The organism is Bradyrhizobium sp. USDA 3256 (assembly GCF_054058275.1).
Window position 1 is genome coordinate 7,489,745 of the sequence record NZ_JBSSAE010000002.1, and the last position, 15,776, is coordinate 7,505,520.

At 65.8% G+C, this 15,776-nt stretch carries 14 protein-coding genes; 6 read left to right on the forward strand and 8 right to left on the reverse strand.

Going from position 1 to position 15,776, the window contains the following annotated elements:
- Window positions 1-26: 26 nt before the first annotated feature.
- Window positions 27-2,405 (reverse strand): acetamidase/formamidase family protein, encoded by a 2,379-nt coding sequence (locus ACVWY5_RS37340; RefSeq protein WP_028337342.1) that lies wholly within the window; start codon window positions 2,403-2,405, stop codon window positions 27-29.
- Window positions 2,406-2,790: 385 nt separating this feature from the next.
- On the opposite strand from ACVWY5_RS37340, the gene ACVWY5_RS37345 reads away from it, so the two are divergent.
- Window positions 2,791-4,245 carry an acetamidase/formamidase family protein gene (locus ACVWY5_RS37345; RefSeq protein WP_028337343.1) on the forward strand — a complete coding sequence of 485 codons (1,455 nt, stop codon included), beginning with the start codon at window positions 2,791-2,793 and terminating at the stop codon, window positions 4,243-4,245.
- A 39-nt stretch (window positions 4,246-4,284) separates the two neighbouring features.
- Here the strand turns inward: ACVWY5_RS37345 and ACVWY5_RS37350 are convergent, their stop codons facing one another.
- Complete coding sequence (locus ACVWY5_RS37350; protein WP_028337344.1) at window positions 4,285-5,976, reverse strand: bifunctional diguanylate cyclase/phosphodiesterase; 1,692 nt, start codon at window positions 5,974-5,976, stop codon at window positions 4,285-4,287.
- Window positions 5,977-6,195: 219 nt separating this feature from the next.
- On the opposite strand from ACVWY5_RS37350, the gene ACVWY5_RS37355 reads away from it, so the two are divergent.
- Window positions 6,196-6,480: a hypothetical protein gene (locus ACVWY5_RS37355; RefSeq protein ID WP_028337345.1), complete on the forward strand. Its 285-nt coding sequence runs from the start codon at window positions 6,196-6,198 to the stop codon at window positions 6,478-6,480.
- Window positions 6,481-6,487: 7 nt separating this feature from the next.
- Here ACVWY5_RS37355 and ACVWY5_RS37360 read toward each other — a convergent pair whose 3' ends face one another.
- From ACVWY5_RS37360 to mtgA, 3 genes are all read right to left on the reverse strand, one after another.
- Complete coding sequence (locus ACVWY5_RS37360) at window positions 6,488-7,117, reverse strand: hypothetical protein (RefSeq protein ID WP_028337346.1); 630 nt, start codon at window positions 7,115-7,117, stop codon at window positions 6,488-6,490.
- A 143-nt stretch (window positions 7,118-7,260) separates the two neighbouring features.
- A complete protein-coding gene (gene rpmF / locus ACVWY5_RS37365) occupies window positions 7,261-7,446 on the reverse strand; it encodes a 50S ribosomal protein L32 (protein ID WP_021077536.1) in 186 nt (61 codons plus the stop codon).
- Window positions 7,447-7,603: 157 nt separating this feature from the next.
- A complete protein-coding gene (gene mtgA / locus ACVWY5_RS37370; RefSeq protein ID WP_028337347.1) occupies window positions 7,604-8,275 on the reverse strand; it encodes a monofunctional biosynthetic peptidoglycan transglycosylase in 672 nt (223 codons plus the stop codon).
- 199 nt (window positions 8,276-8,474) lie between these two features.
- Between mtgA and ACVWY5_RS37375 the strand changes: the two genes are divergently transcribed.
- Both ACVWY5_RS37375 and ACVWY5_RS37380 read left to right on the forward strand, forming a co-directional pair.
- A complete protein-coding gene (locus tag ACVWY5_RS37375) occupies window positions 8,475-9,395 on the forward strand; it encodes a polyprenyl synthetase family protein (protein WP_028337348.1) in 921 nt (306 codons plus the stop codon).
- 16 nt (window positions 9,396-9,411) lie between these two features.
- On the forward strand, window positions 9,412-10,092 hold the full coding sequence (locus tag ACVWY5_RS37380; protein ID WP_028337349.1) for a DUF1345 domain-containing protein: 681 nt from the start codon (window positions 9,412-9,414) through the stop codon (window positions 10,090-10,092).
- A 78-nt stretch (window positions 10,093-10,170) separates the two neighbouring features.
- On the opposite strand, the gene ACVWY5_RS37385 is transcribed toward ACVWY5_RS37380, so the two are convergent.
- Entirely contained in the window at window positions 10,171-10,605 is a 435-nt protein-coding gene (locus tag ACVWY5_RS37385) for a GFA family protein (RefSeq protein WP_028337350.1), read from the reverse strand.
- Window positions 10,606-10,807: 202 nt separating this feature from the next.
- Here ACVWY5_RS37385 and ACVWY5_RS37390 point away from each other — a divergent pair, with 202 nt between their 5' ends.
- Together ACVWY5_RS37390 and ACVWY5_RS37395 are read left to right on the forward strand one after the other, a co-directional pair.
- The gene (locus ACVWY5_RS37390; RefSeq protein WP_028337351.1) at window positions 10,808-11,182 is read left to right on the forward strand and encodes a nuclear transport factor 2 family protein; all 375 of its coding nucleotides are present in this window, start codon (window positions 10,808-10,810) and stop codon (window positions 11,180-11,182) included.
- Between the two features lie 222 nt (window positions 11,183-11,404).
- Window positions 11,405-13,012, forward strand: a complete 1,608-nt coding sequence (locus tag ACVWY5_RS37395) for a Na+/H+ antiporter (RefSeq protein ID WP_028337352.1) — start codon at window positions 11,405-11,407, stop codon at window positions 13,010-13,012.
- A gap of 153 nt (window positions 13,013-13,165) precedes the next feature.
- Here the strand turns inward: ACVWY5_RS37395 and ACVWY5_RS37400 are convergent, their stop codons facing one another.
- Both ACVWY5_RS37400 and ACVWY5_RS37405 read right to left on the reverse strand, forming a co-directional pair.
- Window positions 13,166-14,506, reverse strand: a complete 1,341-nt coding sequence (locus ACVWY5_RS37400) for a Rieske 2Fe-2S domain-containing protein (RefSeq protein WP_028337353.1) — start codon at window positions 14,504-14,506, stop codon at window positions 13,166-13,168.
- 135 nt (window positions 14,507-14,641) lie between these two features.
- Window positions 14,642-15,535, reverse strand: coding sequence for a TauD/TfdA dioxygenase family protein (locus tag ACVWY5_RS37405; RefSeq protein WP_028337354.1), 894 nt, complete (start codon window positions 15,533-15,535; stop codon window positions 14,642-14,644).
- Window positions 15,536-15,776 lie beyond the last annotated feature (241 nt).

A 15,776-nucleotide genomic window follows, 5' to 3' on the forward strand; every position in this document is an offset into this window, starting at 1 on the left:
CCTGACGGCGGCAACTCAGGCCGGCGTCAGGCGCCGCTTGCCCCGGGGAGCATGCTCTTGCGGACGATCGCGTGCACGCCCCAATTGCCGTCGGCAACCTGCGTGACGCCGAAATCGACGCCGAGCGAGATCAGCGCCAGCGTCTCATCCTCGCTGAGACGGTAGCACTCCATCAGGAATTTGCGCGTCGCCCGGAACGCGTTGCGCAGCGCCAGATCGACCGACGAGCGCTGGTAGATTTCCGACTGCGCGTTGCGCCCGAGCTCGCGCAGATAATTGCCGTAGCTGAAGCCGTGCAGGATCCACTCCTCCGGCGTTTCCAACAGCGGGTGCGCCAGCCCCTCGACATGCGGCTTGGTCGCCGTGCCGCTCTTGTGCAGGATGAAGCGAAACTGGCCGGTGAGCGAAAGCTCGAGCGCGGTGCCGTTGACCTCGCCGTCGCCTTGCGCGAAGTGCGGATCGCCGATCGAGAACAGCGCGCCTGATACTGCGACCGGCAGATAGAGCGTGGTGCCCTTGGTGGCGCGCCAATTGTCGACATTGCCGCCGAAATAGCCGGGCGGAATCGAATCGATGATGTCGGACTCGCGCGGCGCCACCGCCATGAAGCCGAAATGCAGCCGCGCCGGAATCCGCACGCCGGCGAGCACGCCGGGCTGTTTCTCGACGGTGGCGTGATCGACCGGCACGCCGGGATAATCCATCGTCTCGTGGCGCACGCCGAACGGATCGGTCTGCGGCGTCCAGCGGTAGGAATAGACGGCGCGGGCCCACTCGGCCTCTGCATCGGTCTCGAAGATCGTGATGGTCTCGCGCTTGGCCGGCGGATCGATCAGATCGTTGTATTGAAAGCCCCACCAGGCCGCGGCATTGCTGCCGAACGACTTGCCGGCGTAGGCCGGGTTGGCTGATGGCCGCGGCCAGATATCGAGGATCTGCACCTCGAGCACATCGCCCGGCTCCGCGCCGCAGACATAGATCGGCCCGGTGCAGATGTGCACGCCGAACCCTTCGCCGGCGCCGCGGCCGAAGATCGAACCATCCATCGGGCCGGCGCCGCGCCGTTCGACCGACTTGCCCTCGGCGGTCCAGCGAAACACGCTCTCCGCACCCGGGTCGCCCTTGATCATGCGCTCATAATCATCGAAGGCGTGCTGGGTCAGCGTCTCGATCGTCACCACCGCGCCCGACTGCACGCTCATCACAGGCGGGATGGCGCGGCTGAGATAGCCCCAATGTGCGGTCTCCCTGGACACCTTGAGATGGTGATGCGAGGCGCCCCGCCCTTCCGGCACGGCCGCCGGCGGTTCAACCGGCACGATCGGCTCCGGCGGCGCAACCGTCTCGCGCGCCACCGGGCTTGACGCGAGACTTGGCGCGAGCCGCAGCAGCGTTGCGGTGCCACGCGCCAGCCGCGGCCGGCCGCGCGTGCGCTCGCCCTCCACATCGCGCGGCACCGCCTTGCGGAAGTCGCGCGGCGAGGTGCCGTAGGTCGCGCTGAACATCCGGCTGAAATGGGCCTGATCGGTGAAGCCCCAGCGGTAGCTGATTTCGGCGATGCGCTGGTCGGCATAGTTCGGATCGATCAGATCGTTGCAGCAGCGTTCCAGCCGCCGCTCGCGCACATAGGCCGAGAACGTCGTGTTCTGCCGCTCGAACAGCCGTTGCAGATAGCGTTGCGACAGCCCCTCCTGCCGCGCGATGTCGGCGATGGTCAGGCCGGCATTGCCGAGCTGGGCCTCGATCGCGGCATCGACCCGGCGCAGATGGCCGGCCTGGACCTGGGTCATCGCCTCGGCATCGAGCCGCGTCTCGCCGAGCAGCGCGCCGGCGACGAGTTCGGTGACCGCGACCTCGGCGGTGGCAAGATCCGCCTTGTCCAGGATCGCGAAATTGCCGCCCACGGTCCGCATTACCGGACGCACGGCCGCAGCCGCAATCGTCGCCCCGAGCACCGCCGGCAAACGCAGACGATTATGCCCGAGCCGGCCGAGCAAGCGCTCGCGCGGCAGTTCAAGCAGCAGGATCTCGAAATCCTCGCGCAAGGTCATGCGCCACGGCGATTGCAGGTCGCACACCGAGACGTCGTTGTCGGCGAACTCGCAGCTGCGCTGACCGGACGTGATGCTGCCGCGACCGTAGCCGTGGAAGATGATGGCGACCCGCGCCGGCATTCCCGGCGAGGCCGCATGACCGCTGCAGACGATCTGCTGCTCGGTCGAACGCAGCAGCGCGAGCTGGCCGCCGCTGGTCGAGCGCTTCGCGGTCAATTCGCCGAACTGGAATTGACCGGTCTCCGGCAATTCGCAATCGAGCTGCAGACCGGCCAGCGCCTCGCGCCAGACCTCCCGCCGGTTTTGCCGCGGGATCGCATCGACCGAAACCCGAAAGGTCGTCGCGACCATCACCCCTCCAGGCCGCAGCACCGCGGCCTTCCACTCACAGAGCCGTGAACGCAGCCTGCACCGATTGCAGGCAGGCGGCAAGCATGTTGCTGCGGCACATGTTGCCCAGCCGTCGTGCAACGCGCGGAAGCGGCCGCTTTCGCGTGGCAGCGCTATCAGCGGCGAACGCAGTGCAACTTGATCGCATGCGCCCAAATTCTTGACCGTTCCGGCCATGCCGCGATGCGAAGGCGGCCGCCGCAGATGCCTCGCACGCTGTTGCACAGGCCTTTGCGTTGCGAAGGCAGCAAGCGCGCCGACAAATTATTGGGCGCGCCCGGTCATGTCGGAGCGGCGCGGCGCCATGCACTCTCATGCGCACTTTCGATCCAAGGAGGAGCTCAAGATGTGCGCAGGTGACGACAAGAACTGCCCGGACTTCGAATTGCATCATCGACAGTTCAAGGAGACGCTCGACCGGGAACGCCGTTCGTTCCTGCGCTCGAGCTTCGCGGCGGCGGGCGGCGCCGCGGCGATGACCGCCGGCGGCATCTCGCTGGTGACGCCGAAAATGGCGGCCGCCGCCGAGAAGCATCAGCCGGCGCAGCGCGCCTATCACCATCTGCCGGCCAATGCCGACACCGTGCATTGGGGTTATTTCAGCAAGTCGCTGAAGCCGCGCGTCGAGATCAATTCCGGCGACTTCATCACCATCGAGGCGCTGACGCATCACGCCAATGACGATGCCGAGCGCATGGTCAAGGGCGATCCCGGCGTCGAGAGCGTCTATCTCTGGACCAAGGAGAAGAAGGGTGTGAACCGGCGCGGCGCCGGCCCGATGGATGCCTCGCTGTTCGGACGCGGCGCCGGCGAAGGCCTCGGCGTGCATATCTGTACCGGGCCGGTGTTCGTGCGCGGCGCCGAGGAAGGCGACGTGCTCGAGCTGCGCATCATCGACGTCGCGCCGCGGCCCTGCGCCAACCCGAAATATTCCGGCAAGGCGTTCGGCAGCAACGCTGCGGCATCGTGGGGCTTCCACTACAAGGATCTGCTCACCGAGCCGAAGCCGCGCGAGGTGGTCACCATCTACGAGGTCGACGCGACCGGCGAGCGCAACTGGGCGCGCGCCGTCTACAATTTCACCTGGACGCCGCAGACCGATCCGTCCGGCGTGGTGCACAAGACGATCGATTATCCCGGCGTGCCGGTCGATCATTCGACGGTCAAGGAGAACCACGGCATCCTGAAGAATGTGCGCATCCCGGTGCGTCCGCATTTCGGCGTGATCGGGCTCGCGCCGAAGGAGGCCGAGTTCGTCGATTCGATCCCGCCGAGCTACACCGGCGGCAACATCGACAATTGGCGCATCGGCAAGGGCGCCACGATGTATTACCCGGTGGCGGTCGAAGGCGGACTGCTGTCGGTCGGCGATTCTCACGCCTCGCAGGGCGATTCCGAACTGTGCGGCACGGCGATCGAATGCTCGCTCAACGGCACCTTCCAGATCATCCTGCACAAGAAGGCCGACCTCGCCGGCACCGCGCTCGAAGCGCTCGACTACCCGATGCTGGAGACCCAGGACGAATGGCTGGTGCACGGCTTCAGCTATGCCAACTACCTCGGCGAGCTCGGAGCCGGCGCGCAGACCGAGATCTACAAGAAGTCGTCGGTCGACCTCGCTCTGCGCGATGCCTTCCGCAAGATGCGCAAATTCCTGATGACGACGAAGAAGCTGACCGAGGACGAGGCCATCTCGCTGATCTCGCTCGGTGTCGATTTCGGCGTCACCCAGGTGGTCGACGGCAATTGGGGCGTCCACGCGGAGATCCGCAAGGACATCTTCGCCGGCGGCGAGAGCTGAAGAGAATCTGGAGCGCGGTGATCAGCCGATCATCGCGCTTCAGCCCGTGGCGGGCACGGGCTTCTCCGCCGGCCCGTTCCACGGGCGGTCCGGCGAGGCGAGGCCGATCAGGCGGCCCTGGATGAAGTCGCAGCCCCATTCGCGCAGCATCACGGCGGCTTCCTCGTCCTGCACCCATTCGGCGACCGTCTTGATCTCGAGACGGCGCGCCAGATCGATCAGCGTCTGCACGAAAGCGCGGTCGTCGGCCGAACGCACGATGTTCTGCACGAAGGCGCCGTCGATCTTCACGATGTCGACCCCGAGCTTGCGCAAATTGCGGAACGAGGTGTAGCCGGCGCCGAAATCATCGATCGCGATCCGGCTGCCGAAGTTCTTCAGGCGCGTGACAAAGCCACGGACGTCGTCGATATCCTGGATCGCGACCGTCTCGGTGATCTCGACGATCAGCCGCTCGCCGACGCCGGGATGCGCGCGCATCAGGGATTCGATGGTGGCCCACCAGTCCGGATCCATCGTGGTGTCGGGCGAGATGTTGAGGCTGAGCTGTACGCCGGGGGCGGCGGCGAGCTCTGCGATGGCGAGCTCCAGCACGCGGTGATCGACCAGCCGAATCAGGCCGAGCCGCTCGGCGACCGGCACGATATCGGGCGCGAGCAGCGCCCGGCCGTCGTCCTGCTCCATGCGGACCAGGCACTCGTAGAACGCGGGCTGCCGCAGGCGCGCATCGACCACGGGCTCGAAGCCGATCACGATGCGGCGCTCGTTCAGCGCGGTGACGATCTCGTCGGTGACGCGGATGTTGACGCGGCGCTGGGCGTCGCGCTCGACATTCGGCTTCCACAGCGCGAACGATCCGGCGCGGCGGCTCTTGGCCGCGTCCAGCGTCTCTTGGGCGCGATTGACCGCCTCCTCCGCCGACCTCGCATGGCGCGGAATGGTGACGGCGCCGATCGATGCTGTCACCGACACCGGGCCGGACTTGGTCGGCACCACCTCGTCGCGCACCGCGGCGAGGAAGCGCTCGGCCGCGACATTGGTATCGTCGACGGTGCAGTTGCGCAGGATCAGGCCGAACTTGTTGCCGGAGAAGCGGCCGAGCATGTCGCCGCTGCGCAGCCGCGCGCGAATCCGCTTCGCGACCTCGGCGATGACGGCGTCCGCGACATCGAAGCCAAAGGCATCGTTGACGCGCGCCAGATGATCGATGCCGATCAGCATGAAGGCGCAGGAGCTGCGGAAGCGCGCGCACTCCTCCATCGTCTCGGCGAGCGAGGCGATCAGATGGGTGCGGTTGAGCTCGTTGGTCAGCGGATCGTGCCGCGACAGCTTCAACAGCTGCTCGTCGCGGGCGTGCCGCTCATTGTTGATGCGGACGACGCCCTCTACGCGCGCCGGCCTGCCGTCGGCGCCGGCAAACCAGCAGCCGGTCTCCTCGATCCAGATCACCGGCGCTGACGTGACGGCCCGCACGCCATATTCGATCCGGTAGGGCATGCCCTCCCCGCTCCGCACCGGCGCCGGCGCACCGAGCGCATCGGATCGCACCGAGCGCGATGGCTCGATCAGCTTTGCAAGTTCGGCACCGCTCGCCAGCGCCGCGACCGGGATATCCGGGAAGACCGCCGCCACATTGTCGCTCCAGGCAATCGCATCGCTCGCCAGGTCCCAGGCGAATGTCGCTTGGCCGAGCGAGGCGAGGATGCTGGCAGCTGGCGGGACAGGGGGCATCGAACATGTCTCGATTTGGGACGGCGCCCGGTGATTCTACACGCTCTCAAGATAGTGGTTCCGGCGAATCCAACGCTAGGTGAAGTTGATAAATAATCTGGAAACCACGTTTTCGACTGTCCGGGAACGAACTGGGGACGGCGGGCATGACCCTTGCCACGGGGGTGTTGCGGAGGGACGCGACGTCCCAAACTATGACGCTCCAACGGGTCGCAGACGATGCAGGATATCGATCAATCGGAAATCCTCGACGGTGAGTGCACCGGCGATGCTGCGGCGGCCAGCACGGCGCTGGTGCCGCTGGCCGCGACCACCCATTGGGCGCCCAAGATCCCGCTGCCGCATGCCGATCCGTCGTTTGTGGCCCACCTGATCGCAACCGCCGCACACGAACCGCAGACGCGCGGGCAGCGGCGTGGGTCATTGGCCGACGCGCAGAGCGCTTACGGTCCGCATGTCGACGAACGCCGCAGCGTGGCGCGGCGGACCCGGCAGATCATCTAGAAAAATATCAGCGCTGCGGCGCGTCCGACGGCGGATGGCCGCCCGGCTGCAAATCCGGCGAAGCGACGGTCGGCTTCGGTGCGGACTGATCGAGCAGCACGGATTCCGCGACCGATGTCGCCGGGGGAACCGGTGCGGCCGGCGGCGCGGCAGGCGCCGGTGCGGCGACGGGCGCGGGCTCGGAACGCGGCGCGGGCGCCTCTGCCGGCGCGGGCTGCGGCGCCTCGCGCTGCGGCTTGCTGACGCTCGGTGCCGCAGGCGCGACCACCGCACGGCGGCGGGTGCGCAGCGCAATTCCGGAGATGAAATCGACCAGCGCCAGCAGCGTGAGCAGGCCATAGGTCGAGTTGCCGAATTTCGGCCAGAGCACGAATTCGGCGGCGGCGGCGCCGAACACGATCAGCGACAGCAGATGGTCGGTGAGATATTTCGCGCCGGGGCGCGCGCCCTTGATGACCTCGAGCAGCAACAGCAGCACGGCGGCCGCGAGCAGCATGTCGCTGAGCGTGATCTGCCACTGCTCGCCCGACAGCAATGTCAGCCTGATCAGCGGGTCGGTGAACGACACGCCGGGCATCAGGAAGGCGATGATGTTGTAGACCGCGAGCGGAACGAGCAGCAGCGGAAAACCGACCATCGGGGCTTGCGCCTTATTCAGGGAGAACCAGCAATGCGGCGGTGCTCATTGGCCTCGCCGCGGACGCGCCCGTCTTGGCCGCACTCGTTGACCGAATTCAGGCGCCGCGCCGCATGGCTGCGGCGCGTAGGCCGAATGTCCGATCAGGACTCTTTCTTGGCCTTCAGGACCTGGCGGCCCTTGTACATGCCGGTCTTGAGGTCGAGGTGATGCGGACGGCGCAGTTCGCCGGAGTCCTTGTCCTCGACATAGGTCGGGGTCTTGATCGCATCGGCCGAACGGCGCATGCCACGGCGCGACGGCGAGGTTTTTCTTCTGGGAACGGCCATGACGGTGTCCTCTAGGGGTGTTGCGGAGGCATCGTCCGAAATGCGGACGGCTCAGCGCTTCGAAGCGCAAGCTGCGATGCCGGTAAGGCCGCGCTTATAGAGGAAGGCACTGCGTAAAGCTAGGGCCGGAGACAGCAAAAAGCGCCCGAAATCGGCCTCAGGAGCCGCGATTTTCGCGCCAGCAACGAGTCACGGAGTTGGCCCGGACCATATAGGTGGCGGACAGCCTGCGGACCCCCGGGCCGGGGTTCCGGGCGCTTCTTTTGACCGGATTCGGCAGGATCGCCGCCAAAAGCGCGGCCTCGCGGGCTGACAGCCCAGCGGCGGACCGGCCGAAGGCATATTGGGCGCCGGCCTCGGCGCCGAACTGGCCGGACGGGCCCATTTCCGCGATATTGAGGTAGATTTCCAGGATCCGCTGCTTGGGCAGCACGAGATCGATCCAGAGCGCCAGCGGCAGTTCCAGCCCCTTGCGGATCACGCTGCGACCGGACCACAGGAACAGGTTCTTGGCGACCTGCTGGGTGATGGTCGAGCCGCCGCGGGCCACCTCGCCATCCTCGGCGTCGTCGAGCACCTCGCGCAGCGCACCCCAGTCGATGCCCCGATGCTTGCAGAAATGAGCATCCTCCGAGCCGACCACGGACCGCACCAGATAGGGCGACATCGCGCCGAAATCGATCCAATGCCGCGTCACCGGGGCCCCGCGCAGGGTCCGCCAGGCCATCAGCGCCGAAACCGGATGGCCGGTGCGATAGAACGGCGCCACCAGATACGGCAGCAACAGCAGGGCCAGCAAAAGCAGCAATAAAATTCGGACGATGCGCAAAACGAGGGTTTCCGGGGAGGACCATTCCAGGAAGGATTTGGGACCCGCCCGCCAGAACACGGCCGGCGCCGTCGACGTCTGCGGGATAATTCACGGTTTTTCCAGCACTTTTAAGGCGCATTCCGTCGCAGGGCGGGAATTGACGAAGCCGATGCCATCAACGATTGTCCGGCCGAAAATCGATCTGGAGCAATTCTTAATGACGACCGGTACTGCAGAGTTTTCCAAGCGGCTGGACCAGACCGCGGAGGATACCGAAGCCCTGCTCGCCAAACTGCTGTCCGACACGACCGAAAGCGACGAGATCGTGCGCCCGAAGCGGCTGATCGAGGCCATGCGCTATTCGAGCCTCGGCGGCGGCAAGCGGCTGCGGCCGTTCCTCGCGGTCGAGAGCGCGGCGGTGTTCGGCATCCCGCGCGAAGCCGCCCTGCTGGTCGGCGCCGCGCTCGAATGCATCCACTGCTACTCGCTGATCCACGACGATCTGCCGGCGATGGACAATTCCGATCTGCGCCGCGGCCGCCCGACCCTGCACAAGGCCTATGACGACGCCACCGCGATCCTCGCCGGCGACGCGCTGCTCACCATCGCCTTCGACATCATCACCCGCGATGCGATCCACAAGGACGCCCAGGTCCGCCTGCTCCTGACCCGCGCGCTGGCGCGGGCCTCCGGCATCGGCGGCATGGCCGGCGGCCAGATTCTCGACCTCGCCGGCGAAGGCCGCTTCGGCGACCGCGAGCCGGTCGACGTCGCGCGCCTGCAGCAGATGAAGACCGGGGCGCTGCTCCGCTTCGGCTGCATCGCCGGCGCGATCCTCGGCCAGTCCTCGCAAAAGGAATACCAGGCACTCGACGATTACGGCAAAGCGCTCGGCGAAGCCTTCCAGATCGCCGACGATCTGCTCGACGTCGAGGGCGACGCTGCCGCGCTCGGCAAGCCGTCCGGCGCAGACGCCGCGCTCGGCAAGACCACCTTCGTCACCCAGCTCGGCATCGATGGCGCCAAGCAGCGCGTGAGCGACCTCCTCGCGCGCGCCGATGCCGCGCTGTCGGTGTTCGGCGACCGCGGCGATGTGCTGCGCGCGGCCGCCCGCTTCGTCGCCGAGCGCAAGAACTAGCCGAAAGCGGCGCGAAATGAACAAGGAGATCGACGACCGCCTTGTTCGCTTCCGCAAGCTGCCGCTGCCGGTCCGCGTCATCGTGGGCCGGCCGCGCACGTTCGGCTCGATCGCCTTCGGCATCCTGGCTGCGCTGCTGGTGCCGGGAGCACCGCGCATCGTCACGCGCCTGCTCGCGGGCTGGGATGCCTTCGCCGCGCTGTATCTCGTGCTCGCCTATGTGATGATGCTGCGCTGTGGCGTCGCCCATATCAAACGAAGCGCCATCCTCCAGGACGACGGCCGTTTCCTGATCCTGCTGCTGACCGCGTTCGGCGCGCTGGCGAGCCTCGCGGCCATCGTGTTCGAGCTCGGCGCATCGAAGGGGAGCCCGGCCGGACTGGCGCTGGCAATCGTCACCATCACGCTGTCATGGGCCGTGGTGCACACGGCGTTCGCGCTGCACTACGCCCATGAGTATTACCGCGGCAAGACGCCCGGCGGATTGCAGTTTCCGAGCGGCGAGGAACATGTCGACGCCGATTACTGGGACTTCGTCTATTTCTCGTTCGTGATCGGGATGACGGCGCAGGTCTCCGACGTCGGCATCACCGACAAGATCATCCGCCGCACCGCGACCGTGCACGGCATCATCTCGTTCGTGTTCAACACCGCGCTGCTCGCCCTGATGGTGAACATTGCCGCGAGCGCGATCTAGCCGCACCGGCTGATGAAATGCCGTGCGCAAGGCGGTCGGCAAGGAGTACAAGCAGCACGCCGATGACGTCGCGCGAATTTATTCCCCGCCTTGCGTCACGTGCTCCTGATATTGCGGCAGATCGTCCGATATCGCGTACCACGGCGCCTTGGAGCCGACGAAGATGTGGGCGGTCGGCCGGATCGCCGGCGCATCGCGCAGCGTGCCCATCGCGACATGGACATAGGCGCCGTCGCGGACCTGCGAATAGAGCAGCGAGCCGCAGCGGCCGCAATGCGCGTCGTGGGTGAGCTCGTCGCCATAGATCAGGATCCCATCAGCGCCGCTGACCACGGTGAATTTGTCGCGCGCGATTCCCGCGAACGGCTTGAACGCCGATCCCGTGGTGCGCCGGCAGTTCGAGCAGTGACAATTGAGCGCATAGGCAAACGCGTCGGCCACCTCGTAGCGCACGTCGCGGCAGAAGCATTCGCCGGTCAGGATATGTTCGTTCGAATTTACAGATGCGGTCACAACTCATCCCTCACGCAGAATTTTGTCGCCGGCCATGGCGGAATCCGGCGGTTCATGGCTAAATCCTAGAGCCCTTTCCGCTCCAATTGAATCGGAACAGGGGCTCTAGATTCGAGCTTTGACGCGTTTTCTCCACGCGAACCGGCACCCGCTTCGCTCGAAAACGCTCCAGCCGATCCAATCCTGCCGGGAGGACCAACCAATGAGCCAAGATCGATCCAGCGTCGAAAGCGTCGTGCAAACCTATTTCGACGGTCTCTACGAGAGCAATGCCGACAAGCTCGCCGAGGCTTTTCATCCGAGCGCCGATTTGCGCTGGGTGGAGAAGGGCGAGCTGAAGGTCCTGACCGTGCCGGACTGGCTTGCAATGGTGCGCAAGCGCACCTCGGCGAAGGCCGAAGGCAAGCCGCGCGAGGATTTTATCGTCACCATCGACCGCTCCGACGACAACACCGCCTTCATCAAGGTGCGCTGCCAGCTGCCGCCGCGCTATTTCACCGACTATCTGGTGGCGATGAAGCTCGCCGACGGCTGGCAGATCGTCTCGAAGTCGTACCGCTACGACCTCAGGGATTGACCGGCGGCCCCGTCGCATAGAGGCTTTGAAACTGACGTTTCCACATCGTCATGCCCGGGCTTGTCCCGGGCATCCACGTCTTGTTTCCCAGTAAAGGAAGACGTGGATGGCCGGGACGAGCCCGGCCATGACGGCGTCGATAAGGTCCGCTCACGCCATATGCATTCGCCCTGGGCCGGACCGCATTGACTGGCACCGGTTTCCGGGCGAATTGAGCCCATTATGGAAGCCAAGTTTCAGATTTTTCTTACTTTGCTCGGCGTGCTGGCGGGAACCGCCCTGGTGGCGCGGCGGACCGATATCGCGCCCGCGATCCTGCTGCTGCTGGTCGGCGTCGTGCTCGCCTTCGTGCCGGGCATGCCGTCGCTGGAACTGCCGCCCGAGCTGGTGCTTCTGGTGGTGCTGCCGCCGCTGATCTATTCGGCGAGCGTCGCGATGAGCTGGCGCGAGTTCAAGGCCAATCTGCGGCCGATCATCCTGCTGTCGGTCGGCTGCGTGATCTTCACCGCCTTCATGGTCGCAACCGCGACCCATTATCTGATCGGCCTGCCCTGGGGCATCGGCTTCCTGCTCGGCGCCATCGTCGCGCCGCCGGACGTGGTCGCGCCGCTGGCGATCGCCCGCAGGCTCGGCATGCCACGCCGCATCCTGGTGGTGCTCGAGGGCGAAGGGCTCGCCAATGACGCGACCGCGCTGATCCTCTACCGCTTCGCGCTCGCCGCGATCACCACCGGGCTGTTCTCGCTGCCGAAGGCGACCGGCACTTTTCTCGTCATCGTCGCCGGCGAGATCGCGTTCGGCACCGCGGTCGGCTGGCTCAGCCTGCGCGCCCGCCGCCGCGCCAGGGATCCGCAGGTCGAGATCACGCTGTCGCTGATCACGCCCTATCTCGCCTACTGGATCCCCGAGCATTTCGGCGGCAGTGGCGTGATCGCGACCGTCGCCTGCGGCCTCTATATGAGCTGGAACGGACCGCTGTTGATCTCGGCCGCGACGCGCCTGCAGGGCATCTTCTTCTGGGACCTGATCATCTATCTGATCGAGGGCCTGTTGTTCCTCCTGACCGGCTTCCAGATGCGCTCGCTGTACGAGAAGTCGAAGTCGTTTCCGCTGCACGACATCCTCACCGCGACCGTACTGGTCGCCGTCATCGTGATCGTGGCGCGCTTCATCTGGGTGTTTCCCGGCACCTATCTGCCGCGCTGGATCAGCGCCCGCGTGAGCGAGCGCGATCCGCTGCCGTCGTGGCGGGCGGTGTTCGTGGTCGCCTTCACCGGCGTGCGCGGCGCGGTCTCGCTCGCCGCGGCGCTGGCGCTGCCCCTGACCTTGCCGAGTGGCGATGCCTTCCCGTATCGCGACCTGATCCTGTTCGTCGCCTTCGGCGTGATCTTCGTGACGCTGGTCGGGCTCGGCCTCACCTTGCCGCCGGTGGTGCGCTGGCTCGGCCTCGCCAGGGACGGACGCAGCGAGCACATCGCCGAGCACGAGCAGGAGATCGCGGCGCGGCGCGAGGCGCTGAACGCCGCGCTGAAGTCGCTCGATGCCATCACCGACGACCGCGAGCTTTCCGAAGAGGTGATCAAGCTTTTGCGCTCACGGCACGAGATCCGCATCAACCAGCTGCCCGACTCGCTCAATCCCGACACGCACGACGTCTCCGCCACCGGCACCGAGCTGACGCGGGAGCTGATCGCCTCCGAGCGCAAGTTCATCCATATGCTGCTGCGCGACGGCAAGATCACCGACGAGACAAGGCGGCGCATCGAGCGCGACCTCGACCTCGAGGAAGCGAGCCTCGCCAACCGCGAGTATCGAAGGATTCCGCTGTAGCGGTACCCCCTGCGTCGTCCCGGGCAAGCGAAGCGCGACCCGGGACCCATAACCACCGATCGATGTTGTTGGACCAGGCTGCGGCCACAGCCCATTCCAACAATTTCCAACTGTGGTTATGGGTCCCTGCTTTCGCAGGGACGACAGTAGTGATCACTCCGCCGCGGCGTTCTGGCCGGGACCGCCGACGAAGCCGGCGGGATCGCCGAACCGCTCGATCATCACGGCGGTGAGGTCCTTGGTCTTGCTGGTGACGCAGGCGCCGGAGCGCACGGTGTAGCGGTCCTGATGCCGAGCATGCGGCGGCGCCTCGCCCTTCTGCAGCGCGCGGGCCGCTTCCATCATGAGCTTGCGGAAATGCATGATGCCGAGATCGGTCGGACCGAGATGCTCGCGGGTGCGATCGGCGATCGGGCCCTGGCTGTCCTGCACCGCGGCGTCCTGCTCGGAGACGCCCTTGATGCCGGTGTAGCTCTTGGTCCGCTGCAGCCTGCGGTCGATCAGATAGTCGTTCGCCTTGTTGCGCAGCGGCACGTAGTTCTCGTCGACCACCGCCATCACGCCGTTGCCGTTGGCGTAACCTTCCCGCTCGGCATCGGTCAGCGGCCGGTGCGGATTCCAGGCATAGGTGTAGATCCAGCAATTGGTGTCGGTGACCGGCACGAAGGTCTGGCCGAACATGTTCTCGCCCGGCATCGAGCTCGGCGCGTAGCTGTGGAACGGCATCAGGAACTGGGCGATGCGCCAGTAGATATTGTCGCCGCCGGTGAGCCGTCCGCCGGCCACCGTGAGACCCGCCTCATGCGGATTGATCTTGATCACCGGGCGCGGATCCTCGGCGATCCAGCGCATGTGATCGGTCGCGACCCGCGTCAGCGGGTTCACGAAATGCTTCTTGATGTCGAGGATCTCGTTCTCCTCCTTCTCGAAGGAGAGATGCGCGAAGGTGAAATGCGCGGTGTCGATCGAACCTTCCACCGCCTGCACCCAGTTGCAGTCCTGCCACTTCTTGGTGACGAAGCGGTGCGAGGCCGGCAGCAGCGCCATCTCCAGCGCCGGCAGTTCGGGCATCTGATCGGCCGGGCCCATATAAGCCCAGATCATGTCGCCCCATTCGCGCACCGGATAGGACTTGATCCGGATCAGGTCCTTTGCGTTGAGGTCGGGATACGACGTCGGCATGTCGACGCAGCGGCCGTCGGTGTCGAACTTCCAGCCGTGATAGACGCAGCGGATGCCGCATTCCTCGTTGCGGCCGAGCCAGAGATTGGCGCCGCGATGCGGGCAGTATTGGTCGATGACGCCGACCACGCCTCTCGTGTCGCGGAAGGCGAGCAGCTCCTCGCCCATCACCACGATCTTCTTCGGATCACTGTCCGGCTCCGCCAGCTCCTCCGACAGCAGCACCGGAATCCAGAACCGCCGCAGCAACTCGCCCATGCCGGTCCCCTCACCGGATTCGGTGAGGAATTTGTTGTCCTCGGCGCGAAGCATGGGCGGTCTCCCGATTTTATTTTCGTTGTAGTTCGCAGGATGGGTGAAGCGCAGCAATACCCATCACACTTGCATCCACGCAATGAGAGGATGGGTTTCGCTGCGCTCTACCCATCCTGCGCACCACGCAATTTCTCACACCGGCCGCTCTCCCTTCACGGTCACGCGGGTGCCGGAGCGGGTGTGCGGCCAGTAATCCCACATCGCGCGGTGCTGGGCGCAGCGGTTGTCCCAGAACGCGATCGCGTTCTCGGTCCAGCGGAAGCGGCACTGGAACAGCGGGTTCTCGGCATGCTGGTAGAGATAGGCCAGCATGGCGTCGCTCTCGTCGCGCGGGATGCCGACGATGAAGCGGGTGAAGCCGCGATTGACGTAGAGCGATTTCTTGCCGGTCACCGGGTGGGTGCGGACCACCGGATGCTCGGCGCGCGGATAGCTCTGCTTGTCGGCGACGCCGTAGTTTGCATACAGGCCACGATAGGTCTGCTCGCCGTCATGCAGCGCGGTCAGCCCGTCGAGATAGGCCTTCATGCGGTCCGACAGCGCCTCATAGGCGGCGTACATGTTGGCGAACAGCGTGTCGCCGCCGCGCGGCGGGCACTGCTTGATGTAGAGGATCGAGCCCATCGGCGGCTCGAGGTCGCAGGACACGTCGGTGTGCCAGCCCTCGCCATTGGCGCGCGGCGAATCCTTGTCGGCATAGATCTTCATCAGCGCCGGATCGCCCTCATTGGGCGCGGCGGGGTGCACATGCAGCTCACCGAACTTGCGGCCGAAGGCGAGATGCTGGTCGGGGCTGATGTGCTGATCGCGGAAGAAGATGACGAGGTTTTCGGCGAGCGCGCGATGGATCTCGTCCACCTGGCGGTTGGAACGCGCATCGCCGCCGACCAGCTTGCCGATATCGACGCCGGAAATCTCCGCGCCGATGATCGGCGTCAGCTTCTCGACGCCGATGGTCTCATAGGGCTCGGATTGGTCGGCGAGGTGGCGGTAGCGCGGGCCTTGCTTGCCGGACAGCGAGCTCATGGGCGTTCTCCCGATGGTTCTTGTTTTGACCATCGTAGCCCGGATGGAGCGAAGCGCAATCCGCGCCGCAAGCATATCCGTCGTCCCGGACAAGCGCAGCGGAGCGGAGCGCAGATCCGGGACCCATAACCACAGGATCGGGTTTTGCGAAGGCTGGTAACCCACATCTCGCGCCACAACCACCGTCTGTGATTATGGGTCCCTGTGTCTTGGAAGTCTGTCAGGATGGGTTGGGCGGGAA